At 42.5% G+C, this 26,099-nt stretch carries 25 protein-coding genes; 17 read left to right on the forward strand and 8 right to left on the reverse strand.

Going from position 1 to position 26,099, the window contains the following annotated elements; all coding sequences use genetic code 11:
• Positions 1 to 138 precede the first annotated feature (138 nt).
• The 3 genes from BN1765_RS05600 to BN1765_RS05615 all read left to right on the forward strand — a co-directional run bounded on the left by BN1765_RS05600 (position 139) and on the right by BN1765_RS05615 (position 2,678).
• Complete coding sequence (locus BN1765_RS05600; protein WP_050614183.1) at positions 139 to 402, forward strand: CD3324 family protein; 264 nt, start codon at positions 139 to 141, stop codon at positions 400 to 402.
• Positions 403 to 671: 269 nt separating this feature from the next.
• The gene (locus BN1765_RS05605; protein ID WP_050614184.1) at positions 672 to 1,310 is read left to right on the forward strand and encodes a FusB/FusC family EF-G-binding protein; all 639 of its coding nucleotides are present in this window, start codon (positions 672 to 674) and stop codon (positions 1,308 to 1,310) included.
• 756 nt (positions 1,311 to 2,066) lie between these two features.
• A complete protein-coding gene (locus BN1765_RS05615) occupies positions 2,067 to 2,678 on the forward strand; it encodes a TetR/AcrR family transcriptional regulator (protein WP_050614186.1) in 612 nt (203 codons plus the stop codon).
• A 196-nt stretch (positions 2,679 to 2,874) separates the two neighbouring features.
• On the opposite strand, the gene BN1765_RS05620 is transcribed toward BN1765_RS05615, so the two are convergent.
• Positions 2,875 to 3,312 (reverse strand): GNAT family N-acetyltransferase, encoded by a 438-nt coding sequence (locus tag BN1765_RS05620; RefSeq protein ID WP_050614187.1) that lies wholly within the window; start codon positions 3,310 to 3,312, stop codon positions 2,875 to 2,877.
• A gap of 423 nt (positions 3,313 to 3,735) precedes the next feature.
• Between BN1765_RS05620 and BN1765_RS19760 the strand changes: the two genes are divergently transcribed.
• From BN1765_RS19760 to BN1765_RS05645, 6 genes are all read left to right on the forward strand, one after another.
• Positions 3,736 to 4,554 carry an ATP-binding cassette domain-containing protein gene (locus tag BN1765_RS19760; RefSeq protein ID WP_050614188.1) on the forward strand — a complete coding sequence of 273 codons (819 nt, stop codon included), beginning with the start codon at positions 3,736 to 3,738 and terminating at the stop codon, positions 4,552 to 4,554.
• Positions 4,541 to 5,428, forward strand: a complete 888-nt coding sequence (locus tag BN1765_RS19765) for an ATP-binding cassette domain-containing protein (RefSeq protein WP_050614189.1) — start codon at positions 4,541 to 4,543, stop codon at positions 5,426 to 5,428. Before BN1765_RS19760 ends, BN1765_RS19765 begins: the two co-directional genes overlap by 14 nt.
• A gap of 381 nt (positions 5,429 to 5,809) precedes the next feature.
• Entirely contained in the window at positions 5,810 to 6,343 is a 534-nt protein-coding gene (locus BN1765_RS05635; protein ID WP_050614190.1) for an HdeD family acid-resistance protein, read from the forward strand.
• Positions 6,344 to 6,630: 287 nt separating this feature from the next.
• Positions 6,631 to 6,741 carry a helix-hairpin-helix domain-containing protein gene (locus BN1765_RS20725; protein ID WP_390621190.1) on the forward strand — a complete coding sequence of 37 codons (111 nt, stop codon included), beginning with the start codon at positions 6,631 to 6,633 and terminating at the stop codon, positions 6,739 to 6,741.
• Positions 6,742 to 7,351: 610 nt separating this feature from the next.
• Positions 7,352 to 8,173 carry a transketolase gene (locus tag BN1765_RS05640; RefSeq protein ID WP_147554153.1) on the forward strand — a complete coding sequence of 274 codons (822 nt, stop codon included), beginning with the start codon at positions 7,352 to 7,354 and terminating at the stop codon, positions 8,171 to 8,173.
• Positions 8,173 to 9,105 carry a transketolase family protein gene (locus tag BN1765_RS05645; protein ID WP_050614191.1) on the forward strand — a complete coding sequence of 311 codons (933 nt, stop codon included), beginning with the start codon at positions 8,173 to 8,175 and terminating at the stop codon, positions 9,103 to 9,105. Before BN1765_RS05640 ends, BN1765_RS05645 begins: the two co-directional genes overlap by 1 nt.
• Before the next feature lie 68 nt (positions 9,106 to 9,173).
• Here the strand turns inward: BN1765_RS05645 and BN1765_RS05650 are convergent, their stop codons facing one another.
• Positions 9,174 to 9,794 carry a spore coat protein gene (locus BN1765_RS05650; RefSeq protein WP_050616681.1) on the reverse strand — a complete coding sequence of 207 codons (621 nt, stop codon included), beginning with the start codon at positions 9,792 to 9,794 and terminating at the stop codon, positions 9,174 to 9,176.
• Positions 9,795 to 10,052: 258 nt separating this feature from the next.
• Positions 10,053 to 11,492: an amino acid permease gene (locus BN1765_RS05655; protein WP_050614192.1), complete on the reverse strand. Its 1,440-nt coding sequence runs from the start codon at positions 11,490 to 11,492 to the stop codon at positions 10,053 to 10,055.
• A 445-nt stretch (positions 11,493 to 11,937) separates the two neighbouring features.
• Between BN1765_RS05655 and BN1765_RS05660 the strand changes: the two genes are divergently transcribed.
• Complete coding sequence (locus BN1765_RS05660; protein ID WP_050614193.1) at positions 11,938 to 12,963, forward strand: YeiH family protein; 1,026 nt, start codon at positions 11,938 to 11,940, stop codon at positions 12,961 to 12,963.
• A gap of 94 nt (positions 12,964 to 13,057) precedes the next feature.
• Here BN1765_RS05660 and BN1765_RS05665 read toward each other — a convergent pair whose 3' ends face one another.
• Positions 13,058 to 14,038 (reverse strand): N(5)-(carboxyethyl)ornithine synthase, encoded by a 981-nt coding sequence (locus BN1765_RS05665; protein ID WP_050614194.1) that lies wholly within the window; start codon positions 14,036 to 14,038, stop codon positions 13,058 to 13,060.
• A gap of 273 nt (positions 14,039 to 14,311) precedes the next feature.
• On the opposite strand from BN1765_RS05665, the gene BN1765_RS05670 reads away from it, so the two are divergent.
• Complete coding sequence (locus tag BN1765_RS05670) at positions 14,312 to 15,340, forward strand: NAD(P)H-dependent flavin oxidoreductase (RefSeq protein WP_050614195.1); 1,029 nt, start codon at positions 14,312 to 14,314, stop codon at positions 15,338 to 15,340.
• A 78-nt stretch (positions 15,341 to 15,418) separates the two neighbouring features.
• Here the strand turns inward: BN1765_RS05670 and yidC are convergent, their stop codons facing one another.
• Both yidC and BN1765_RS05680 read right to left on the reverse strand, forming a co-directional pair.
• Complete coding sequence (yidC, locus tag BN1765_RS05675; RefSeq protein WP_082195417.1) at positions 15,419 to 16,252, reverse strand: membrane protein insertase YidC; 834 nt, start codon at positions 16,250 to 16,252, stop codon at positions 15,419 to 15,421.
• On the reverse strand, positions 16,195 to 16,563 hold the full coding sequence (locus BN1765_RS05680) for a hypothetical protein (RefSeq protein WP_050614197.1): 369 nt from the start codon (positions 16,561 to 16,563) through the stop codon (positions 16,195 to 16,197). Before BN1765_RS05680 ends, yidC begins: the two co-directional genes overlap by 58 nt.
• A 216-nt stretch (positions 16,564 to 16,779) precedes the next feature.
• Between BN1765_RS05680 and BN1765_RS05685 the strand changes: the two genes are divergently transcribed.
• The 5 genes from BN1765_RS05685 (at position 16,780) to BN1765_RS05705 (ending at position 23,519) form a co-directional block, all read left to right on the forward strand.
• On the forward strand, positions 16,780 to 17,334 hold the full coding sequence (locus tag BN1765_RS05685; protein WP_050614198.1) for a glycerol-3-phosphate responsive antiterminator: 555 nt from the start codon (positions 16,780 to 16,782) through the stop codon (positions 17,332 to 17,334).
• 438 nt (positions 17,335 to 17,772) lie between these two features.
• Entirely contained in the window at positions 17,773 to 18,594 is an 822-nt protein-coding gene (locus BN1765_RS05690; protein WP_050614199.1) for an MIP/aquaporin family protein, read from the forward strand.
• 236 nt (positions 18,595 to 18,830) lie between these two features.
• Positions 18,831 to 20,324 carry a glycerol kinase GlpK gene (gene glpK, locus BN1765_RS05695; RefSeq protein ID WP_050614200.1) on the forward strand — a complete coding sequence of 498 codons (1,494 nt, stop codon included), beginning with the start codon at positions 18,831 to 18,833 and terminating at the stop codon, positions 20,322 to 20,324.
• Positions 20,325 to 20,736: 412 nt separating this feature from the next.
• Positions 20,737 to 22,401 carry a glycerol-3-phosphate dehydrogenase/oxidase gene (locus BN1765_RS05700; protein ID WP_050614201.1) on the forward strand — a complete coding sequence of 555 codons (1,665 nt, stop codon included), beginning with the start codon at positions 20,737 to 20,739 and terminating at the stop codon, positions 22,399 to 22,401.
• Positions 22,402 to 22,595: 194 nt separating this feature from the next.
• The gene (locus BN1765_RS05705; protein WP_050614202.1) at positions 22,596 to 23,519 is read left to right on the forward strand and encodes a cation diffusion facilitator family transporter; all 924 of its coding nucleotides are present in this window, start codon (positions 22,596 to 22,598) and stop codon (positions 23,517 to 23,519) included.
• Here the strand turns inward: BN1765_RS05705 and BN1765_RS05710 are convergent.
• On the reverse strand, positions 23,516 to 23,836 hold the full coding sequence (locus tag BN1765_RS05710) for an ArsR/SmtB family transcription factor (protein ID WP_050614203.1): 321 nt from the start codon (positions 23,834 to 23,836) through the stop codon (positions 23,516 to 23,518). The genes BN1765_RS05705 and BN1765_RS05710 overlap by 4 nt on opposite strands.
• Positions 23,837 to 24,192: 356 nt before the next feature.
• Between BN1765_RS05710 and BN1765_RS05715 the strand changes: the two genes are divergently transcribed.
• Positions 24,193 to 24,375, forward strand: a complete 183-nt coding sequence (locus BN1765_RS05715) for a FeoB-associated Cys-rich membrane protein (RefSeq protein WP_050614204.1) — start codon at positions 24,193 to 24,195, stop codon at positions 24,373 to 24,375.
• A 223-nt stretch (positions 24,376 to 24,598) separates the two neighbouring features.
• On the opposite strand, the gene BN1765_RS05720 is transcribed toward BN1765_RS05715, so the two are convergent.
• Positions 24,599 to 25,897 (reverse strand): hemolysin family protein, encoded by a 1,299-nt coding sequence (locus BN1765_RS05720; protein ID WP_050614205.1) that lies wholly within the window; start codon positions 25,895 to 25,897, stop codon positions 24,599 to 24,601.
• Positions 25,898 to 26,099 lie beyond the last annotated feature (202 nt).

Here is a 26,099-nt window from a genome sequence, read left to right on the forward strand (position 1 = left end):
GATACTGGAACGGTCCATGTAAAGCCTTTTTTCCAAAGTGGCGGTCCTTTACATGGGGTAGAACGTAGATCATGATCGCCCGGTTCAAAGGCTTTGCATCCATTATTAAATCTATTTTTTAATAAGGAGCGGGCCAGTATGAAATATCAATCAGCACAAGATTTATTGCCAGATACACTTTTACGGGAAGTGCAAAAATATATTGATGGTGAACTTCTGTATATTCCGGTCAAAGGATCGGCCAGAAAGAAATGGGGTACATCATCCGGAATTAGAAAACAATTGGAAGACCGGAATCTCCGAATCAAGAAGGATTATCAAAGAGGCGCCTCCTTTGAAGAACTAGGCGCTCTATATCACTTATCGCCCAATACGATAAAGAATATCGTGTACAGGCAATAATCGGTGTAACATCATGCAGCGAGGGGTTGCATGATTTTTTTATTAGGTTTGTGGAGTGGAAGAAGCGTTAGGCTAGCGGGACAGTCGCTAATGAGGATGTTGATCGCCCGCCAAGCGGGAAGCTCGAATAGTAGAATAGATGCCAATTGCTCGCGTACTACTGCTTTTTCTGCGATAACCTCAAGAAAGTGCCGAAAATAAATATAGCTATTCTTAGACTATATGGCAGTTGTTGAACTTGTTACAATAGATGGCAAGGAGGAAAGAATATGATTCCCTTTATCACAAATGAGAAATATAACTTTATTATGAAGCAGGCAAAGCAAATTGCGGCTGCTAAGCATACAGTAAACGATGCAGGAGTGAAGCAGGCTTTTATTCATTCGGCTTTGGATAAGGTTTTGGCGTTGTTTCCTGCTATTGGAGAAGAAGAACGGGGATTACTGACGAAGATGGTTGAGATCCAATCAGATGTAGAAATGGAGCAATATCAGCGGACAATTGAAGAATATTGCATCCCTTTTCCAGAGCTTACCGACGGGAAAATCAGCAAGTTATTCAGGAAGGTGAAAAAGCTGAACCATCCTCCTTTCACTGAAGAAGACCGAAAGCATTTGACATATGCAAGTTGGATCGATAAAGGAACGGGCAGAAAATTCATTATAAGAGAGCTTGATGGAACAATCGTCGGTATCCACGGCCGTTTCCTTCCCAGCAGTAAAAAAGGCATTTGCCACTTTTGCAACCATCATTCGCAAGTTGGCTTATACACAGTAGAAATGAAATCAAAGGGGAATTCCGACCAATACAAAGTGCTCGGCAATTATATATGTGAAGATGCCGCTCAATGTAACCAACAATTGACAAGCACTGATAAATTGGATGAATTTCTGCATCAAACCGTCTAAAGGCGCTTCTTTTGAGGAGTGTCTTTTTCCTTTTATTCCAAAATAATAGAGCAAGACAGCAGTTCTGTTGAAAAGCAGAAAAGAAATTGTTATTTCCATGTAACGGTAATTTAATATTCTCTTGTTATATTTAATAAGGAGGGGAATATTTCAATGGGAATAAATAAATGTACATATTGTAAACAAAACTTCCGAAACAACAAATTTTCTGCGTTATATGAAAAAAGAAGCGGAATTACACATTATTATTGTGAAAAATGTTTTCCTCGTGTTAAAGCAAATCTTACAAAACTCTGCTTTAATGATCGCTTTGTCTGGAAATCCCATTCTGACAAGGGTGAATATAACTAGAAGCTAATTTCATCATAGAGTAGTGAATACCTCTCAATTGGTGTAACAGGGAGCTGTGTATTTGTTTATACACAGCTCTTTTTTAGTTCCTTACAGATTTTGTTGCTTGATTCCCCGATAAACTGTTCTATTGGTTTACCATAGTTTCTTCATTGGCTAACAATAGCCTTTCTTTGCTTTTATGGCTAGGCAGGAATGTCATGAATGGGTTAGAGTTTCAATTTAATTGACATATGTGCAAGGAAAGAACAGAATATCAATTAATGGACGGTGTGTTCATTTAAGGGTAAATAATCGGAAAAGATAATGAAAACCCTCACCAATTAAAATTTCACTTATAAGAAACAATCAAAAAAATGGCCCGAAGGCTCAAAAAATTTAGAAGAAATAAAAGGGTGTTTTAACATGAAGAATCAGCCTGCCGATCGAAGAGTCACCCGAACGAAGAGAATGCTTAGGAAAGCGTTAACGGAATTGATGGAGGAGAAGGCATTCGATGGAATAACGGTTAGTGATCTAACGGATAAAGCTGACATTAACCGTGGTACGTTTTATCTGCATTATCGGGATAAATATGATTTGTTGGAACAGAATGAAGAGGAAATCATACTTGCTATTCAAAGGATCCAAGAGGCAAACCGAATTTGCCAGGCTGATATCCAGAAACTCATTGATCATAAGCAAGCATTTCCGTTTGTGACGAAACTGTACGAATATATTCAGGAAAATGCCGCTTTTATGAAAGTCATACTTGGCCCTAAAGGGAATGCGGGCTTTTACGCCAAATTTAAAGAGGCTATGAGAAAAGGAATGACAGATAATTTGCAGGCGCGCATTGATCAAGATAAGCTGGTTGTGCCGATTGATTTTATTTCTGCGTATGCTATCTCGGCGCAATTAGGGATGATCCAACATTGGTTGGAAACAGGGATGCAGCAGACACCAAAAGAAGTATCTTTATTTGTTTCGCGGCTTGTATCCAATGATCCCAATATGTTATTTAAAGATGAGGATTGAACTTTAATTGATAGAAAGGCGATAAGGGACATGGCCCGCTGGCTATGTCTCTTGTTTTTTGTTCCAACTGGCGCTATGACTCCCGCTTCAAAAGATGCGAGTAGAGTGGGTGATCAGGCGACAGCCAGAACTAAAGTTGGTTCAATGAATAACCGGTAGGGGATGAATGGAGACTCCCATCGATCAAACTAACTTGTCACGGTTTAAGATTTTTTGTCATAAGAACATGAGAAATCCCATCCTCCATGAATTCAGGCGATGCTGTTTGATAGCCGAGCTTGCTATAAAACCCTTCAGCCTGTGTCTGCCCGTGCAATTTTACGATGTTCAGTGCTTTGGCAGCTGCTAATTCTTCCAGCTTGGCTATAATGATTCTTCCTAAACCATGCTTGCGGAAAGGTTCCAAAATGCAGATACGTTCCAGCTTGCCGATCCCTTCAACGATTCTCATCCTTCCCGTTCCGGCAGGGTGGCCACCATAATAGGCCAATACATGTTCAGTATCTCCTTCTAATGTATCAAACTGGTCAAACTCATCCTCGAACGGAACTTTTTGCTCTTCGACAAAGACTTTTTTCCGGATATCAAAGGCATCCTGTAATTCTATTTCGTTGGTTATCTTTATAACATCCATTGCTAACACTCTCTTCTTATGATCTTTAGGCATAAGAGCAGTATAAGCAAAAAAGATTCAGAAAACAATTCAGGTTGATTCAATCTGGAAAGTCTGGTTGACTTTTCCAATAAGCAAAATTACAATGTAAGTACCATTAAGAAAGGAAAGGTATACGTCCATGGATAATTAATCTCATGTCTGCGAAAGAAATCTCAAACAGCAAAAAATGAGAAATCTGGAGAGAATGGGATTAGTCTGTCTATATGAGCCGTATTATTTCCTGCTGTAGGCGAAGCGCCTTTTGTGCGTATGTCTATGGAAGGTTCTTTTCTGTACGGATTTGTAGATATAGCGATGAAACCTATCTCGACGAAGAGATAGGTTTTTTTGTCCATTAATCTCATTCATTATTCATCAATAAATGGCAAAAGGAGTGAGTGTATGAACAATATCATTTTGAAAGCAAAAGGCATTTCTAAATCATTCCCGGGAAAACAAATCATTAAAAATGGCGAGCTGACTATTTTGAAGGGGGATCGAATAGGGCTTGTCGGCTGGAACGGCGAAGGTAAAACGACATTCTTTCAGATGCTGCTGGGGCAAGTGGAGCCTGATGAAGGGGAGATTGTATACGAATCTGATCATCCGCAGATTGGCTATTTGCCGCAAGCAGTCGTCCAGTCTAGAGAAGGGGATTTATGGAGCAATGAATTTGCACGGCAATTGAGCCGGTTTGGGTTGCAGCAGGAAGCGCTGGAGAGTCTGGATATGGAGCACGCCAGCGGAGGCGAGAAAGTGAAACTGGCCTTGTCCGCTATCCTGCAAAAAAATCCTGAATTGCTATTGCTTGATGAGCCGACCAATCATCTTGATGCAAAGGGAATGCAGTGGCTTGAAGAACAGCTATCTTCCTATGCGGGAGCCGTCCTGTTGATTTCCCATGACCGCTACTTTCTTGATCAGACGGTAAATGAAATTGTGGAATTAAATAAGGGGAAATTGACCGTCTATACGGGCACATATAGCGATTATGCAGCCAAAAAACGGGAGGAACGGCAACATCATCAAAAGGCCTATGATAAACAGCAAAAGCATATCGGGGAAATACAAAGCCAAATTGACCATTTATCCCGCTGGGCGGCGAAGGCCCATCGGGAGCAAGGGAAAAAAGGGTTTGCTGCGGAAATCAAAATGAAAGAAAGTGACGGGGTGCGCAAAGAAAAGAGATCGGCAGGTACAATCCAAAATGAGGCGCCTTGAAGCAGAATTGAAGAAGGAAACCATCGAAAAGCCGGCAGAAGAATGGTCAGTGGATTTTTCGTTCCGCGGGGATGCAAAAAAAGGCAAACGCATGGTGGAAGCGAAAGGATTGGCAAAAATATTCGGGGACAGAACACTTTTTGAGAAGAGTCATTTTTATGTAAAGGGCGGAGAAAAAATTGGATTCTTGGGCCCAAATGGCAGCGGCAAATCGACGTTCATACGCATGTTGCTGGGGGCGGAATCAATCACGAAAGGATCAGTCTGGAAAAGCCCTTCCCTTAAAATCGGTTATCTGCCGCAGGAGATGAATGATTTGCCGGCGGATAAGACAGCGTTGGAATACCTAAATGCAGGAGGCCAAACGGCCATGGCCCGAACGACCTTAGCCAATATGGGTATTCATGCAAGCCAGCTCATACACCCGTTATCGGCCTTCAGCCAAGGAGAAAAAATGAAAGTGAAGCTCGTCTCAATGCTGCTGGATGAATACGATTTATTGATTCTTGATGAGCCGACCAATCATTTGGACCTGCCCAGCAGGGAAGCGTTGGAAGAGACATTGCTGGCATATACAGGGACATTGTTGATTGTATCTCATGATCGCTATCTGGTGGATAAAGTGTGCGATAAATTATTGGTGATCGAAGATAAACGGCTGAAGCGATTTGAATTTTCGTTGAAGGAATATGAACAGAGAATGCATATGAAGGAGACACAGCCCGGCCTTCAGGAAGACAATGAAAAAGCAGTCTTGGAGTTGAAATTAATCGAGCGCATCGGCCTGCTTGGCGCATTGAAGCCGGGTACCGATGAATATAACTGGCTAAACGAGGAAATTGATGAGCTGTTGAAGCGGAAAAAGAAGCAGTGAGGGCCGACTATGTTTATCTATCTCAATCTGCCGATGATAAAAAGGAGTAGTCTGAACGTCTATATAGAGAAGATGAGAAGTAAATACTCCTGAAAGGTTCCGGAATTGATCCCATTCTAACTGGCGCTAAGACTCCCACTTCAATACGAGAAAGTGTAGGTGGGAGAGCAAGCGCCAGTAAGAATGGGATAAAGGTTTCACTTTATGGAATCCACTTCTCTTTTTAGGTACTTGCCATTCATCGAAGCCTACCGTTTTTGTTAGGGCAACTGCATGTTTATTTAACCTGAAAAGGAGGATTTTTCTTGTTTATTGGGTATGAAATTGTGTTAAAAAGACCATACAAAATAACATAATAGATTTCAAAAAGGAGATACATATATGAATGCCTTTTCTCGCTTTCTTGTTTTACTATCCGGATTGGCGATGATCTGCCTGGGTTTTTGGTTTGTGCTCAATCCGCCCGTATCTTTAGTGGCGATTACTGTTTTTATCGGTTTATTAATGATTGTCAGCGGTATCTTCCATATCATCTTGTTTTTCTATCATCGCAACCAAAGAAAAACATCAGGTTGGCTGATGGCAGATGGACTATTGACTCTTTTATTGGGAGTGGTCTTAGTTTTCGATAGAGTGACTGGGACTTTGACGTTGATTTATTTTTTTAGCTTTTGGGTGTTATTCTCTGGCTTGCTGAGGTTAATCGCTGGATTTGAAGCAAGGGAATTTGGTTTCCGGAGCTGGGGCTGGATCATGGGGTCTGGTGTAATCGGTATGATCCTAGGGTTCATTGCTTTGTTCAATCCAATCCTGACAGCAATCGGAATGGTCATTATGATCGGCTCTCTTTTTGTCGTTCAAGGGATTTATGCCCTCGTCACATTTTATTACTTGACAAAATTTTTTAAAATATGAGGGATCCATGTTGATTTAAGGGATTGGAGGGCATATGCCTGCGGCTCTTAAAACACTAAAACTTTCTCTTGATGCTGAAGAAAAGGAGTATCTTAGAAAAGCGGGAATTAAGCGAGTGAAGTCCATAAGATGTCTGTCCACGATTTGGCAAGCCTGCTGAAAACGTCGGTAAGCCGTGCAGAGACTTTCAGCAAATTCCTTCTATCGGTTCGGCTTTAGCAGAGAAACTCGTCAATCATTTGAGTATAATATTGATGGAATAAATAGGAAAAAACATTGGGGCGCTTCTGTTTGACGCTTTGGGACAAGTCCATCAAGAGGCTATTGATCCTTGTGTAGAAGATCAACTACGCTGTGTCGTTCATTATGCGTTTAACCCGGATAGCACCAAAACATAGCCGAATTTTACGAATGAAAGAAAACAATTTCGGTTGCTGCACGGTTATCCAGCGGATAGGCCGGTAAAAAAGAAATAGAAATCCAAATGGAAGAGGAGATTAATGTCTCTTCTTTTTTATGTTGAAATAGCAATAAACCATTTGGAAAATTAGGATCTTACATAACATCCAATTGTTCTCATAGGTCTGTGGGCAGGAGATAAACCGATAGAACTAGGGAATGAAAAATGGCCATCAACCTTAAAAAGACGTGAAAAGTGTGTGAATGTGGTCATTTTTGGTAGCAAAAAATGAAGAGCACTGTATTATAATTCTACTTGCATAGTGTATAATGAAGTCATTCTTGGGTAAGAAGTCTGACAACAGATGTTGAGTGATAAGGCATTATTTGGAGTATAACAAATTACTAATATAATGATATGTGAAGTATGACACAATATTTCCGCTGGCTATCTTTTTATGTCAACTTTTACTTATCCTGTTCCTATCATTCATTGTCAGTCATTCCACCTGATGCATGATAAGTACATTTCTGCTGAAATAGACTGATTGGCTAACGGCAGTGCATTCGATTGATGGAAGTTTCACTTTATAATTAGGAGGATTTTTGTTGGATAACTTCAAAGCATTAGAAACAAAAGCAACAAACATCAGAAAAAATATTATCACAATGGTTACAAAGGCTGGTTCCGGCCATCCGGGTGGATCTCTATCAGCAGTTGAAATTCTGACATCTTTATACTTCACAGAGATGAATGTGACAGAAGAGAATGTGAATGACAATCTACGTGATAAATTCGTACTTTCCAAGGGGCACGCTTCTCCTTTACTCTACTCCGTACTACATGAAAAAGGTTTCATATCCACTGAAGATTTATCTACTTTCCGGCAAGTGAATTCCAAGCTTCAAGGCCATCCGAACATGAATTATATCCCGGCGGTGGACATGTCAACAGGTTCATTGGGACAGGGGATTTCTACAGCAGTCGGAATGGCCATTTCCAATAAGATCCATGGTTTGACTGACCGTGTCTATACACTGTTAGGAGATGGAGAATTGGAGGAAGGGCAAGTATGGGAAGCAGCAATGGCAGCTGCCCACTACAAGTTGGATAACTTACTTGCGATTGTCGATTTTAACGGTCTACAAATCGATGGAGATATCACAAAAGTAATGAATCCAAATCCGATTGATAAGAAGTTCGAAGCATTCGGTTGGAATGTATTGGCTGTCGACGGCCATAATTATGCTGAACTATTGGATGCTTACCAAAAAGCGCGTGAGACAAAAGGGCAACCTACTGTTATTATTGCTAAGACTGTTAAGGGCAAGGGTGTTTCTTTCATGGAAAACCAAGCAGGCTGGCATGGCGTTGCACCGACTGCTGAACAATGCGAACAGGCTATCAATGAACTTGGAGGTAATGAATAATGAGCAAGATTGCAACAAGAGAAGCATACGGGACTGCGTTGGCAAACTTAGTCCAAGAGAATAAGAATGTCATCGTGCTTGATGCCGATCTATCAAAATCCACCAAAACGTGCGATGCGCAAAAAGTCTGTCCGGAACGCCATGTGAATATGGGAATTGCCGAAGGGAATATGATGTCGGTAGCGGCTGGGATGGCTGCCAATGGAAATACGGTTTTCGCCAGCACGTTTGCGGTTTTCGCTGCAGGAAGAGCTTTTGAGCAAATTAGAAACTCCATTTGTTATCCAAAAATGAATGTGAAAGTATGTGCGACGCATGCCGGACTCACTGTGGGTGAAGACGGGGCATCGCATCAATCAGTGGAAGACTTGGCGCTTATGCGCAGTATTCCGAATATGACTGTCTTTTCTCCGTGCGATGCTGTAGAAACAGAAGCGGTGATCAAAGCTGTTGCGGAATATGAAGGCCCATGCTATGTGCGTCTTGGCCGATTGGCAGTGGAGCAGGTAAATGACGCAAGCAATTACGAATTCAAAATTGGTAAAGGAATTGTCCTTGAAAAAGGTAGCAAAGTAACTGTGATTGCCACTGGCTTCATGGTGCAGCAAGCCTTAAAAGCCAGCGCAATCCTTAAAGAGTCTGGCATTAATGTGACTGTTGTCAACATGCCGACAATCAAGCCAATCGATAAAGACCTAATCATTTCATTAGCGAAAGAAAGCGACTTTATCGTGACATGTGAAGAACATAATGTCATCGGCGGATTGGGTTCTGCAGTAAGTGAAGTGCTTAGCCAACATCAACCAACAAAAGTGGTAATGGTCGGAATCCAAGATACGTTCGGTGAAAGCGGGAAGCCGCTTGAATTGATCGAGAAGTATGGCTTGACCCCAGAAGCGATTGTGGAAGCTGTAAAGAGCAACCTAAAATAATTGTTTAGGCACTTTCTAATAACGTGACAAAAACGCCTTTCCAATTGGAAGGCGTTTTTGTTGTGTGCTTACTGCATCGGCGGCTGTCCGGAAGGCGGGAATTGCGGTTGGTTTTGCATAGTCGCATATCCATGTGTCATCGTTTGCATCTCTTGGTTCGGAAGCTGAGGCACCTGGTAATATTGGTGCTTATTTTGATACAGGAAGATTTCATAAGCCATTTCAATATAATCCGGAATGCTGTCGGCCAATACGCGGCGCAATACCGGATTCGTGACTTCAGGCGTGGCTGTTGCAAGTAGCGAAGCCAACGATTTGACCAAGCCGAGCATATGTCCGGATATTCCTTGATCCTTCACCTCGGCAATGGATTGATTTGGCTTCTTCGGTTGGGATGGCTTCATCCCATACGTAACATTTGCCGTTTCTTTCATCATATACGGCTCCGCTTTATGGGATGGTTTTGTTCCTGTACTGAATGTTTCACAAGCAATATTATAATGGTCAAGAATAAAATAATATTGGCGGTCCAAAATGTCGACCAATACCGGGTCTTTTAAAAAAGTCCGGAATATCATGAACTGATCCAGAACACCGATCATTCCTGACAGTACTTCATGCATGTCAAACAGTTCATGGCCTCCATGGTTCGCTGCAGGCGGCACAGTTTGGATAGGCGCTTGGGGCATCTGGACGTTGTTCACTTTTTGAAATGAATTAAACGGTTGCTGTTGCATGATCATTCCTCCAGTTATCTTACTAATCATCTTTGTTAGTATGCGGTCTTTTTTTAGCGTATATCCTTTTATGTAACAGGTAACTTTACCCTTGCGAAGTTCACGGCGAGAGGAAAAAGAAACAGCGTAATGAATATTCCTCTACTTTGACTACACGCTAAAAACGCCTCCCGGTATAATTGCCGGAGGCGTTTTTAGAATTTTCGAATCTTAGAGATCTATCGTCTGGCCCGCTTTCAATTCAACCGTAAAGGCGTGGTCGCGGTTCAGATGCTGCTTTTTCTTAATGCGCAGATGATAAATGATATAGCAGGCTGCCATAAATGGAATGCCGCAATACAATCCTATTCGCTGGTCAGGGTCAAAAGCAAGTGAAATCATGACAATCGAATTTAGGATAAGCCCGAGAAGCGGAAGGAAAGGATACCAAGGAGTCTTAAATTTCAAATCCTTCACATTGCCGCCGGCTTTAATGAATTTATGGCGGAAAGCAAGCTGGGATGCAGTTGTGGCAATCCAGCCAACTTGTGCTCCCAGACCAGCTAAGGCCAGTAGCCAAACATAAACAGTCTCCGCTGCAAAAACACGCGATAATAAGCAAAGACAAGCGACTCCCAATGTCAGTACTAAGGAATTCATAGGAACTCCCCTTTTGTTGACTCTGGCAAAAGCTGGGCTTGCCTTTCCTTCTGTAGACAATGAATACAACATACGTGAAGCTGCGTATAAACCAGAGTTTGCAACTGATAGAAGTGCTGTCAGAATGACGAAATTCATCAAGTCGGCAGCATAAGGAATACCGATATTGTCAAATACGGTAACAAACGGACTTTCCAGTAATCCGGCTTTTTCCCAAGGAATCATCCCGGCAAGCACAAAAATCGCAAGTACAAAAAAGAACAATGTCCGCCAAACAGTCTGTCGTATCGAACGTGGGATGGTTACTTCCGGATTTTCGCTTTCCCCGGCCGCAATTCCGATCAGCTCAGTTCCTTGAAAGGAGAAATTGACTGCAATCATTGTTGTGATCAATATAGGAAGGCCGTTAGGGAAAAAACCATCTTTATAAAAATTAGTGAGCATCGGCGCTGCTTGGCCATCTTTCATATCGATGAGCCCAAACATTGCAGCTCCCCCTAATATAATAAACAAAATGATAGCGGAGACTTTAATGCTGGAAAACCAAAATTCCGCTTCGCCGAATGCTTTTGCAGACAAGGCATTCAGTACGAAGAGAAGCCCGGCGAATATGGCGCACCACATCCAGACAGGTGAATGGGGGAACCATCGCAGCATAAGTGTCGCTGCAGATAGAAATTCAAGTGCAACAGTGGCTGCCCATCCAAGCCAGTACAGCCATCCAATCGCAAAACCCGTAGCCGGTCCAATAAATTTGGATGTATAGGTTTGGAATGACCCGGAAACAGGCATCGCAACTGATAGTTCACCTAAGCAAAGCATGGTTAAATACATAATGAAACCGCCCACTAAAAAAGAAAGGACTGCTCCTGTTGGCCCTGCTTGGTTTACCGTCAAACCCGTACTGAGAAAGAACCCTGTCCCAATAACCCCTCCTAACGAAATCATAAAGAGATGCCGCGATTTCATTGTTCTCTGTAATTGTTGTGGTTCCTCGTGATCTTTATTCATACAATCGCTCCTTTAAGAGAATAAAACGTAAATCTTTGCACGTTGTTTGGGGTCAGAGTGAGGGTTCTGTACCATTACAAGTGGCATCGACTATCAAAAAACAACTGATGAACATGATGAAAACGTTTTACTTTGGAATAGCCTAATTATAGTTATATAAAATAAACCATTAATTGTAAATGTTTTCTTTTATTACAATTTACTGTTTATTACTATTTTCATCATTATTTCATTAGAAATAAAAAGCATAGAAACATTATACCCACACACTCTGGAAACAGTGAACTAATAAGACTTGAAAAATGAATAAAAATAAATGACTTTAAATAAATATTCACATATAACCTTAATAATCTCTCTGACTGTATCTATAAAGCATAATTTTCTTATAAAAGGGATAATCTGAACATAGGTAAAAAGAACGGTTATTGAAGGAGTGGCGATTATGTCTGCAGCGAAGAAAATGCATGATGAAAAACGACAACTGGATGAAAAGCCAATGATTTTTGGCGTAGCTTTTACTTTTGGGATTGCTTTAATAGGATATCTTTTAGCGCAGATCCCTGGTGTCTCTATGATTGGCCAGATGGGATGTGCCATTATCCTTGCTGTGATTTACAGGCAGGTATGGGGATATCCTGTCAGGCTGAAGAAAGGAATTGCTTTCTCATCTAAAATTTTGTTAAGGCTTGCCATCATCCTATATGGATTAAAATTGAATATAGCCGTCTTGATTTCAGAAGGGCCTGTTTTACTATGGAAGGATATGCTGTTTATTGCTTTTTCCATTTTACTGATGCTGTGGCTTTCCAAATATTTTAAGGGGAACGATAAAATTTCTATGCTGCTCGGAGTAGGTACGGGGATATGCGGAGCGGCCGCAATAGTCGCCATTGCACCGATTATCCAATCTGATGATGACGAGACGGCTATATCGGTAGGGATCATTGCGTTAGTCGGCACATTATTTGCCATAATATATACGTTGGCCAGGCCGTTGCTGCCATTGGATCCTTATGAATATGCAATATGGAGCGGTTTTAGCTTGCATGAACTTGGCCATGTCGCCCTTGCGGCGGATCCAGCAGGGGAAGGACCGCTCGCCATGGCGTTGCTGGCTAAGCTAGGACGAGTATTCTTCCTTGTTCCTCTATGCTTCATTTTCGTATGGATATTTAGCCGGAAAGATGCTGCGCAAGGAAAAAAACAGAAGCTTCATTTTCCTTATTTTTTGATTGGATTTGTCATCATGAGTGTGATCGGAAGTTTTGTATTGGGGATTTATATACCTGTGTCGGCTGCTGTGTTGACTGGCATCGGAACATTCACCACTTGGTGCCTGACAGCTGCAATGGTGGGACTAGGATTGAATATTCATTTAGCAGAAGTTCGCAGGAAAGCATTGAAACCTTTGTATGCCATGTTGATTACCTCGGTTTGTTTATCCATTTTATCTTATATCCTATTGTAAATGGATTTTTATCAGAAAATCATCTCTCTCCGTGCATAGTCTGAAAATAATGGCCGCAAATCCAAGCGGCCATTAAGTGTGGAATATCTGCTGGTTAAGCGAGAAGGGAAGGTTTGCGTTGGTAATCTAATATCTTTTTATCTAAAATAGTCTGGTCTTTTATGATTGTCGCTTCTTGGAGGACAGCGTTTTCTTGTTCCTTTTTAGTTAGCAGTATAGGCAAATACTTGGATACCACTTCACTGATCGATTTTGATGCTGATGCATGGTAAATGCTTGGTGTATGGTCAACGACATAATGGTAGATGCCATTAATAGAATAGATTGGCTGTTCGATGGTGGTAGGTTTACTTGTTTCTACCCCTTTGCCTTCATCGCAGCTGACATCGATAATCAAGGAACCTTTCTTCATTCTCTGCAGGTCTTCTTTATAGATGATATGGTCATTGCGATTGATATCCCATAGGATCGCATTGACCAATACATCGTATTGATCGATTTCTTGGCGGAATAATTCTTCTGTGCGGCGATCGTAGACGGTCACATCCGCCCCTAGCTTCGTCAATATTTTATAAGCGCCTCTGGCTGTGTTGCCGCGCCCTAATATAGCTGCTTTAACCTCGTAAGGCAGGATGCCCAGTTGTTCAAGAGCATGAAGGACAGCTGCTTCGCCGGCGATTTCATTATTCCGCCAAAAAAGGTGTCTGCCTCTTTCATTCATATCCTCCCATGCAATGGCCGTAATGCCGTTTTTGACAAGCTGCTCTGTAAGCTCTCTATTTTGGACAGCATGAATCCATCCAAACAAAATCTGCCCGGATGTCAATGATTCGATATATTCTGCGTCACCTGCCTTAGGGTCGCAAATGATATCCTGGCGCAATACTTCTTCCCGGTTTGCAATATGTACACCCGTGTTCGCTAGTTCTTTATTGGAGATGCCGAGCACTGTTCCATAATCCTTTTCGAACACAAGTTGTTCCTTATAGGGGCATGCCTTGATCGCTTCAATCGTTAAAGCTCGTCTTTTTTCGTGTTCTTTCCTGCCGATTGGAAATCCGATGGTTCTTAACATGCAATCAACTCCTTGTTGGTTTTGACTATTTTTATGATGTTACCATATACCCTGATTTCGGCATTTTTACACTAAATTGTTGAATAAACAATGATGGCGGCTCTGGATCAAGAGGAAAAAGTATGCAGGATTAGCCATGCAAGGATCGAATAGTATGATATAAAAGAAACGATCATTTCTCTTTTTGAATGAAAATCAAAAGTGAATGATGTGTTCCAATTAGCGATCATCTAACATTTAAAATCCTTATAGAAAAGAGAGAAGGGGAAGGGTATGGCATTCCAAGGAAGTACAATCATTCAGGCACCCATGGCGGGAGGGGCGGCCAATCCATTGTTAGCGGCAACTGTATGCAACGCCGGTGGAATCGGTTTTTTGGCAGGTGGCTATAAAAAGGCGGAAGAGATCAAAAAAGAGATAAGGGAAATCCGGAAAATGACAAAAGCGCCGTTTGGCGTCAATCTTTTTGTGCCTTCCAGTGATCCTGCGTCCTTGGCGGGATTGGAAGCATATAAATTGAAATTAGAAAGGGCAGCAAAGGCATTAGGCTGCTCCCTTGGAGAGGTCCGGATGGATGATGATGATTGGGAGGAAAAAAAGAAAATCGTAGCAGAAGAAAAAATTCCGTTTGTCTCATTTACATTTGGCTGCCCGGATAGAACCGATATACAGTGGCTGCAAAAGAAGGGGACTTCGGTGATTGTTACGGTAACGAATGAGGTAGAAGCGGAACAAGCCCTCAAAAATCAGGCAAATGCTCTTTGTGTTCAAGGCCCTGAAGCCGGAGGGCATCGTTCTGTTTTTCAGAATAATGGCAGTCCTAAAGAGGATGAGGCAAGTCTTTTAGAGATTTTGTCAAGTGTTCGCCGCATCACGTCTGCCCCGCTTATTGCAGCCGGCGGGATTATGGACGGAACCGGCATACGGGAAATGCTAGATGCCGGCGCGGATGCTGTCCAGATGGGCACGGCTTTTCTTTGCTGTCCAGAAAGTGGGGCCCATCCTATATATAAAGAAGCTCTCCGGAATCCAGCGTTCACGGAAACGATTGTGACAAGATCATTTACGGGCCGTCCGGCAAGAGGGTTGAAAAATGATTTTATCGCAGCATATGACGATTGCGCACCAGCACTGTATCCATATGTCCACCAATTAACACAGCCAATTAGGAAAGCGGCTGCCGATAGAGGAGACGCTGGATACATGTCATTATGGGCAGGCACAGGGTTTAAAGGCATCCGTCCGCTTCCAGCTGAGGAGCTGGTCAAAAAGTTGCTTGACGAAGCCGGATTGGAACGGTAACAACAGGGCTGCTGCCCATGAATTGTCAGACGCTAAAAAAGAGCTCCATGCCAATGCATGGAGCTCCTTTTTTATTAATCAAGTTGTTTTTACTTCTTTAACAGGAACTGTTTTCGAAGAATATAACTTGCGGCTTAAATACGTTTGGAACATCAGGAAGATTCCGCCGACTACCCAGTAAAGCGGCAGCGCGGCCGGAGCGTTGAACGAAACGAACATCATCATAATAGGCGAGATATACCCCATGATGGCCATCTGTTTCTTTTGTTCTTCGGCCATGCCGATGAGCGACATTTTAAATTGTACAAAATAAACGGCTCCTGCAAGCAAGGCAAGCAGAATGTCTGTTGATCCAAGGTTAAACCATAAGAAGCTATGGCCGGCGATTTCTGGTGAATTTTTGATTGCCCAATAAAATCCCATTAAGATTGGCATTTGGATCAAGAGAGGCAAGCAGCCGCCAAGAGAAGCCATAGGATTCACATCATGCTTTTTATAAAGCATCATCAATTCCTGTTGCAGCTTCATTTTTTGTTCCTGGCTTGTGGCTGTTTTCATCTTTTCCTGGATTATTTTCATTTCAGGCTGGATAAGCGCCATTTTGTCTTTCATCACCATTTGTGTTTTGGATGAACGAAGCATCAAAGGCATAATGATTAGGCGCAATAGCAATGTGACAATGATAATGGACATCCCATAATTGCCTGAAAACCAATTGGCCACCGTATCGAGAACAAAAGTAAGAGGCTGTACAAAATAATGCTGGAAGAAGCCAGGGGAGGCGTCAGCTCCGCTAGTACCGGCAGCAAATGTATGGTCTCCGCCAATTAGCATGCTTCCTATTAATATTGCGATTACAGCAAAAGTTCCCGCGAAAGTGAGAGATACAGAACGTCTAGATTTCTTTTCCATTGTGATCCTCCTTGAATTTTAAATATTGGCGTACATTCAAGAAGGTGATGTGCCGGACCATCATCCGGCGAATCCTTTCGGCCTGCGCAACGTGCGATCCAGAGACCAATCGAATTCGTTTCATTAGGCTGCCGCTGGGAATGGAAATGGCCTTCCTCTTTTGAAAAAGAGAGCTTTGGCTGAAAATGCGAGCGATTATTGACATACACTTTCAAAAAATAGAACAAACCAATCAGCGCAGTGGCTTCAACAAGCATTCCGGCAAACATGATATAAGCTGACACATCATTTAACTCGAGAAATTCAAGCATGCTGTATCCCCCCTTTCAATGGGTATATATATAGATGTAAGTTGTCTTATAAGCATTTATTATAGTGTATACACCATCACTTCACAATAGTTACATTTTTTCCGGAAGGTGTGCATTTATGCAAGACAGCCAGTTATTGCATACAAAGCTGTTACATTATTTCAGCTTCATTGTATAGCCATTTTGAGTGATTAGCAAATAAGGGAGGTTGGAGGGATGCAGAAAATAATCCCAGCATCAAGAAATATGAAGGAATTTGAAAAATTCCTCGACTCTTCTTATATGGACGGCGTCTTTCTGGAAACGCATGTTGCCCAGTTGAAACATATTCAAAATATGGCGTTATCCCGAGGCAAAAATATGTTTTATCATATGGATTTGATTCATGGCCTGCGGAATGATGATTACGCCACTGAATACTTGATCCAAGAATTTAAGCCAAAAGGGCTCATTTCCACAAAAGCCAATGTCATTAAGAAAGCAAAGCAGAAAGGAATCATTTCGGTGCAGCGCGTATTTTTGATTGACTCGCAGGCTCTATCCAAAAACCTGGAAATCGCTATGAAGAGCCAGCCAGATTTCATTGAAGTGCTGCCCGGGGCAATGCCCTGGATCATTGCCGAAATCAAAGAAAGGACCAATATACCCATCTTTGCAGGAGGATTTATCCGCAGTCCCGGAGAGGTGGAACGCGCTTTGAAAGCGGGTGCTTCCGCAATAACGACCTCGAACACTGATTTGTGGAAACAGTATGAGAATAGCCTTGGTTGAGGGAGATTGATGACAATTCATTATTCCTTTTTGCGGATAATAGCAAATAATTGTTCATCCACTTCATCATGCCATTAAAGGCAATCAAAAATATTTTATTTTGAAAAAACACTGATCGGATTTAACATTGAACTTTTTGTGAACAGAATAATTGACAACTTTTTTTCATTTTTATATACTGATAATTAAGTTAATATACGCAACGGAGACTAGGAGATGCACACGGTAGACCCCATGGTTTATTGATGTGCATCTTTTTTTATTCTTTGAAGATTAAGTGCCTATCTTGCTTCATATAGTAGGTTAGGCACTATTATTTTTCAATTAAATGTTTACGCTTACATTTTTTGATCAGAGCGTTTCTTTCTGCTTTGAAAAGGGAAAAAGTTTATACAGTTGTTTAAATCTTACAACAAATATGGGAGAAGGGGTTTAACAATGACAGCATTTTGGGGAGAAGTTGTAGGGACGATGATTTTGATTGTAATTGGCTGTGGCGTAGGGGCCGGGATGAGTTTGAGTAAAACATTTTCCCATAATGGAGGCTGGATCGTAACTACTCTGGCCTGGGGATTGGGCGTAACATTGGGTGTCTATGCTGTTGGCAGCATAAGCGGTGCCCATCTGAATCCGGCGGTGACGCTTTCTTTTGCCTTGATCGGCAAATTCCCGTGGAGCGAAGTGCCGGGGTATATCACCGCCCAATTGATAGGGGCTATACTGGGTGCTGCTATTGTATGGCTCCATTACTTGCCGCATTGGGAGGCGACTCCGGACCAGGGAACTAAACTGGGGGTATTTTCTACAAGTCCGGCCATTCCGCATACATTTGCTAACTTGATGAGTGAACTAATTGGCACATTTATTTTGATTTTGGGTTTATTGTTTATTGGGGCAAATGAATTTACGGATGGCCTTAACCCGATTGCAGTCGGCCTTCTGATTGTTGCAATCGGCATGTCGCTTGGCGGAACGACGGGTTACGCCATAAATCCGGCCCGTGACTTAGGCCCTCGAATCGCCCACTTTATCCTGCCGATTGCAGGCAAGGGGAATTCCAATTGGAAATATGCCTGGATACCTGTCCTTGGCCCTTTAATGGGTGGCGGACTTGCCGCTGTCTTTTATGAAACGGTTTTCGATTCAACATTTAAGGCTTCTTATTGGATGGTGATCGGGGCAGTGGTTGCCATCTTGGCAGGGGCTGTCGTTTTCGGCAAAAAACCTGCACATTTGCAACGCAATGACGTTCAAATGTGAGTGGTTGCTAAGAGATAAAATGAACCTTTGATGAGTAGGGGATCTTCAGTCACTCCCCGCCAATCATTCGTTGAACCAACCTTCATTATTGCCTTCTTAACTTACACGTCTGCATCTTCACTCTACGCGTTGAAGTGTGAGTCTTAGCACCTGTTAACGGGATATATAGTTTGATAGACATCCAGGCAGCCGATAGCTTGCTTGGAGATTGAAGATTCTGTAGGAGGATGGGAAACATGGAAAAATATATTATGGCTTTAGACCAAGGCACCACCAGTTCAAGAGCAATTATATTCGATAAGGATGGAGAGATTGTCCATATTGCTCAAAAGGAATTCAAACAGTATTTTCCTAAACCGGGCTGGGTGGAGCATAATGCCAGTGAAATTTGGGGAAGCATATTGGCTGTCATTGCAAGTGCCTTATCCGAGACTGACATTTCGCCGAAGCAAATCGCCGGAATCGGAATCACCAATCAACGGGAAACAACTGTTGTGTGGGAGAAAGAAAGCGGCAAGCCAATCCATAACGCAATTGTATGGCAATCCAGACAAACGCAGGACATCTGCAATGAACTGAAAAAGCAGGGCTATGAAGATAAAATCCGTGAAAAAACAGGCTTATTGGTAGACCCTTATTTTTCGGGGACAAAAGTAAAATGGATTTTGGACCATGTCGACGGTGCACGGGAGCAAGCGGAAAAAGGAGAGCTGTTATTCGGCACAATCGATACATGGCTTATTTGGAAGCTTTCCGGCGGTAAGGCACATGTAACTGATTATTCCAATGCCTCTCGTACATTAATGTATAATATTTATGATCTTAAATGGGATGAAGAGTTATTGGAGATCCTCGGGGTTCCTGCCTCCATGCTTCCAGAGGTTAAACCTTCATCGGAAGTCTATGGCAAAACAGTTGGATATCACTTTTTCGGGGAGGAAATTCCGATTGCCGGTGCGGCCGGAGACCAGCAGGCGGCTTTGTTCGGCCAAGCCTGCTTTGAGGATGGGATGGCCAAGAATACGTATGGCACCGGCTGTTTTATGCTGATGAATACGGGTGAAAAAGCAGTGAAATCGGAAAACGGATTGTTGACCACCATTGCCTGGGGCATAAATGGCAAGGTAGAGTATGCCCTCGAAGGAAGCATATTTGTGGCAGGTTCAGCGTTGCAATGGCTCCGTGACGGTATGCGCATGCTGAAGGATGCCAAGGACAGCGAACAATATGCGGAAAAAGTCTCTTCTACAGACGGTGTATATGTTGTACCAGCATTTGTCGGATTGGGCACGCCTTACTGGGATAGCGAGGTGAGGGGTTCGGTATTCGGATTGACGAGAGGAACGACCAAAGAGCATTTTATACGGGCTACCCTTGAATCGCTGGCGTATCAAACAAAGGATGTTCTAGGCGCAATGGAAACAGATTCAGGCATTTCTTTGAAAAAGCTTAGAGTCGATGGCGGAGTGGTTAAGAATGATTTCTTGATGGGCTTTCAAAGCGATATCCTTGGCGTGCCGGTTGAACGTCCAGTCATCAATGAAACAACCGCTCTAGGTGCTGCCTATTTAGCCGGTATTGCTGTAGGTTTTTGGGATGGACAGAAAACTGTCTCCAAAAGATGGAAGTTGGATAAGGAATTTAATCCGAAGATGTCTGATGAAGACAGCGCTAAGGCATATAAAGGATGGCAAAAGGCTGTAAAGGCGGCAATGTCTTTCAAATTATAAAGAATTGGTGGTAGATCATGAATCCCCCGCCGATCCGAGTTTTGCTGCCGCTTGGATCTCCATTACTTGTCTTTGTTTTACTAAATGGAATAAGTGCGCAGATACTTGTTAAGCAAACAGATACACTTTTTTCATCGTGTATGATAGCATATAGATAAGTTAATGAATCGGTTGGAGAAATGGGAGAGACCACTTGTGCACTTTTGATGGAAATCATTAAGTGTCCTTGTGGTCTCTTTTTTTGTACCCTGCCATTTCCTGCAGATATAAAATGTCCCTCCGGCCGAAAAGAAGCGAAGATACCCATGGGTAAAAGATTGACTTGAATGCTGCCGTTTAAGGGTGAAATATAAAAAATTGGGTATTTATTAAATAAGGACCAGAAGTATAAACATAATTGGAGGAGAATAGTATGGCATTTACTAATTTGGAACGGTCGGCCACATTGAAGAAGATGAGTGAAGAAGAATATGATGTTTTTGTGATTGGAGGAGGAATAACTGGGTCAGGAATTGCATTGGATGCTGTTAGCCGCGGCATGAAAGTGGCCCTATGTGAAATGCAGGATTTTGCAGGCGGAACGTCAAGCCGTTCTACAAAACTTGTGCATGGCGGACTTCGTTATCTAAAACAGTTTGAAGTCAAAATGGTGGCAGAAATCGGGAAAGAACGCGCCGTCGTGTATGAGAATGGACCTCATGTAACTACTCCTGAGTGGATGCTTTTGCCGATGTATGAAGGCGGGACATTTGGTCCTTTCACGACATCCATCGGTTTAAGAGTATATGATTTTCTTGCCGGTGTTAAGAAAAGCGAACGGAGAAGCATGCTTTCAAAACAAGATGCAATGAAGAAAGAGCCGTTGCTGAAGAAGAATGGGCTGAAGGGCGGAGGCTATTATGTTGAATACCGTACAGATGATGCCCGTCTAACAATCGAAGTAGCCAAGAAAGCAAAGGAATTTGGTGCCGATTTGATCAATTATGCCTCTGTGGAAGAATTCATCTACAAAAATGGCAAAGTGGCCGGGGTTAGAGTGAAGGATCGTTTTTCAGGCGAAATGTATGAAATCCATGCCAGAAAAATAGTGAACGCTACTGGGCCGTGGGTGGACAAATTGCGTGAAAAAGATGGCTCTAAAGCAGGCAAGACCTTGCAGTTGACCAAAGGTGTCCACATCGTATTAGACCAAGCCAAGTTTCCTTTAAAGCAAGCAATCTATTTCGACACAGAAGACGGCCGCATGATATTTGCGATCCCAAGGGGGAATAAAGCTTATATTGGCACGACTGATACTTTCTACGATTCTGATCCGGTCGCTCCTCACCCAACTAAAGAAGATCGGGCCTATCTGATAGATGCCATTCAATATATGTTTCCAGATGCACATATCACGGAGCAGGATATTGAATCAAGCTGGGCAGGCGTTCGGCCATTGATCTTGGAAGAGGGCAAGGATCCATCGGAAATCTCCCGTAAAGACGAGGTATGGGTATCGGATTCCGGCCTTATCACTATTGCGGGCGGTAAGTTGACAGGGTACCGAAAAATGTCCGAGATGGTGGTAGACAAGGTGGCAAAACAATTCGAGCAGGAACAATATAAATTATTCGGAGAATGCCAAACTGAGCATCTGCCAATTTCCGGCGGAGATGTCGGCGGTTCCCGCAAGTTTGATCGGTTTGTTGAACAGCAGGTGCAGAAAGGAACCGCACTCGGGTTAAGTCGGGATGAAGCGAGTGAACTGGTTCATTCATATGGCACAAATGTGAAAAAAATCTTTCAAATTCTTTCATCCGGCGGAGAAGATATGGAAAAATCCCAACTTTCAAAGGAAGTGTACGCCCGCCTAAAATATGCCATCGATGAAGAGAGTTTGGCAACTCCTGTTGATTTCTTTTTGAGAAGAACCGGTGCATTGCTATTTAATATCCATTGGGTCTATCAGTGGAAAGAAGCAGTGATCGACTATATGGCTGGAGCATTCGGTTGGAGTGAAGAAAAGAAAAAAGAATTGTCCCAGCAGCTTGAACAAGAACTTAAGTATGCAACAACTCCATACGAAGAACAGCACTAAGGAGGAGAAAGGCTTGTGGAAAACAAGCCTTTCTTTTTATGCCTAAAAAATACGTAAGGAAGGGTGTTGTTTTTAAGGAACATTTTTCGGGTATAGATAGTTTATAAAGAAAAGGACAGATAGAGGGATTGAAAAGTGGATCAACTTATTGAATAATATATATGTACATATGTTCATATATTAGGAGGTGCAATATGGAACAGCATGGCCATCATCATAGTGGCGGGCATCATCACCACCATCATTCAGCAAACAAAAAAGCATTGCTATTGTCATTCATTTTAATCACCATCTTTATGGTTGTTGAGATTATTGGAGGCTATCTAACGAATAGTTTGGCATTGCTGTCAGACGCAGGTCATATGTTAAGCGATTCGGCGGCACTTGGTTTAAGTCTTTTTGCTGTCATATTGGGAGAAAAGAATGCCACATACCAAAATACATTCGGCTACAGACGGTTTGAAATCATTGCTGCCGCTCTTAACGGGCTAACGTTAGTCTTGATTTCAGCCTATATTTTCTATGAATCATATCGCCGGTTCCAGAATCCACCCGAGATTCAGAGCAGCGGGATGTTGGTCATCTCTATTATTGGGCTGCTGGTGAATATCGGGGCAGCTTTCCTGTTGATGAGGGGAAATAGAGAAGAAAATCTGAATGTCCGAAGCGCATATATGCATGTGTTGGGAGATACGCTTGGTTCTGTCGGAGCCATTATTGCTTCTTTATTGATCTTTTTCTTTGATTGGACATATGCTGATCCGATTGCCAGTCTGATCGTGGCTGTCTTGATTATCATAAGCGGAGTCAGAATCACCAAAGATTCCTTCCACATATTGATGGAAGGAACTCCAGAGAACATCAATCTTGAAGAAGTAAAGGGACAATTAGAAAAGCTCCCGCATGTATACGAGGTTCATGACTTGCACATCTGGTCAATCACTTCGGAGACACCGATGTTATCTTGCCATATCATGATCAGTTCAACCGGTGTACAGGATGATGTCCTCTTTGAAGCCCAACATCTATTGGAGCATGAGTTTCATATCCGTCATAGCACGCTTCAGGTAGAGAGAACGGAAACCGGATGTCCGAATGAATCTCAGCGCTGTAATTAATGATGGTTGGCATGGTCTATCGTTTGGATGATGATACTCATGACATGTTCATCATCATGTGAATAGAACAGTGTCGTTCCTTCTCGGCGGAATTTGACAAGGCGCAGATTCTTCAGGAATCGAAGCTGATGGGAAACAGTCGATTGGACTAATGACAATTTCTCAGCTATTTCATTGACAGAATGCTCTCCTTGGAAAAGCAAGTAAAGTATGCGCAGCCGGGTGGGATCGGAAAGAGCTTTGAATGTCTGGGTGACGAGAAACAACGTTTCCTCATCCAATTCCTTATGCAGATTGTTATCTTGTTCTGGGTTCACTTATTCCTACCTCCCTTTCACCATTTATTATACGTGAAAGTTTTTCGATGCAAAAGATAATGAATTAAATACTTCTTTCGATACGAAACCGTTCTGATTCCAGAGCGGTTTTTCAATTGGCGGAAGCGGGAGAGGCAACTAAGGAGAAAACTTTACCTAGTTTGGAAAAGAGAGGGGTGTTTGTTCTATTCTAACTTGCACTAAAACTCCTACTTCAACTCGAAGAAGAATGACTTGATTGGTTATGTGGCTGTCTTTGTTTTTTGGCTCATTCACCGAATCGGTAATGTATGCATTAAATGCGATAAGAGGTGTCTCCCATCATTGAAGATTCATTTTTTAAAGGAGTGAATGGATTGTCCTTGTTCATCAATATTGGAATCGGTTTATTGATCCTCGGCTATGTAGGCTTTACGGTATGGAAAAACTTCAAAAAACAGCAATCAGGGAAATGTGCAGGATGCGTGTTGAATAAACACTGTACGGTCAAATCGTGTGATTCAATCGTCGAAAAGCATGAAATTCCTCCATATAATTAATGTAATCGGATCATGCCCCTGGCATGATCCGATTCATTTGTTTACGGAGTTGTTATGAAAAAGGCTACGTCCCTAAACGGCCGCTTCCGCTTTTCGTGATCTAGCTGCAGCGGCCAGGGACTAGCAAACTTCGGCCTTTTCTTCTACGATAAGTCAACATCAGCTCTCTTTCGTTCGCTGTGTTTCCTTTATCTCAAAGAAAGGTCCTCCAGTTTGTACGTCCCTAAACGGCCGCTTCCGCTTTTCGTGCGTCGATGAAGAGGATGTGTTGGCCGTCTATTTCTGTGACGGTAAATATGTAGCCGTCTTCGGTGATTTGGTCTCCTTTTACCACATCGTATTTCTGGGTGAGGACCCAGCCTCCGATTGTATCTACGTCGTCCTCCATTAAATCTGTGCCGAGGATATCGTTGACATCCTCGATCAAGACTTTAGCTTCAAAAACGTAATGGCCCTCGCCTATTTTCCGTATATCGGGAAGTTCGTCGGCATCAAATTCATCACGGATTTCGCCTACGATTTCCTCCAGAATGTCTTCGACCGTCACGAGGCCTGCAGTTCCGCCGTATTCATCGAATAGAATAGCCATGTGGGAATGGTTTTTCTGGAGGGTGACAAGCAAATCATGGATGGGCAATGTTTCTATGACTGATATGGCAGGATGTATGTAAGGTGTAATGTCATCTATTAATTCCTTTTCGTTCATGATAAAGCTAGTCAGCACTTCTTTCATATTGATAATGCCGATGACGTTGTCTTTATCGCCTTCGACTACTGGATAGCGTGTATACCTTTCTTGCTGTACGAGGGTAATTGCATCCTGAAGAGTGGCATCACTATAGACAGACACTATTTCTGTCCGGGGAACCATAATTTCTTTGGCGATCCGCTCATCGAATTCGAAGATCCTATTTACATATTTATATTCCGCTTGATTAATTTCCCCGCTTTTGAGACTTTCGGATAAAATAAGGCGCAGTTCTTCTTCCGAATGAGCCATTTCGGACTCTGAAACAGGCTTGAGGCCGAATAGCCCAGTTACGAGCGCTGCTGATTTGTTCAGAATCCAAATAAACGGATAGAGCACTCTGTAAAACCATATTAAAGGAGTAGAAAAAGATAAAGCGATGGTTTCCGCTTTATGGATCGCCAATGTTTTAGGCGCAAGTTCCCCGATTACAACATGAAGGAATGTAATGGCAAAAAAAGAAAACAGAAAGGAAATCACTTGGATAATTGGCTCGCTTAAAACAAAATGAACTAAAATAGGATGCAATAATTTTTCTACGGCGGGTTCTCCCAGCCAGCCAAGTGCCAAGGATGTCAACGTTATGCCCAACTGGCAGGCGGATAAATACTCATCGAGCGATGATATGACTTTCTTGGCAGCCGGTGCGCGTTTATTCCCTTCTAGCACAAGCTGATCGATGCGGGTGCTCCGTACTTTGACAATGGCAAATTCAGAAGCGACAAAAAAACCGGTAAATGCAATCAGAAATGCTACATATAAAAGATTTAGCATATTTTGGCGCCCATCAAAGGGCTATCCTCCTCCCGGCATGTATTTCTTTTTTTGATTTTGCCCCAATACGACCAATGCATGCATAACAGAGAGTGGATATCGAACAAAGGCATTTTGCTTTACAGCAACGGACGATTTAATCATAGGATAGAAGAGGATACCCAAAAAGAGATTAATGCCAGGGGATTGGTGGAAGAGTTAA

The sequence above is a fragment of the Bacillus testis genome (assembly GCF_001243895.1).
In the GTDB taxonomy this organism is placed as follows: Bacteria; Bacillota; Bacilli; order Bacillales; family DSM-1321; genus Bacillus_AD; species Bacillus_AD testis.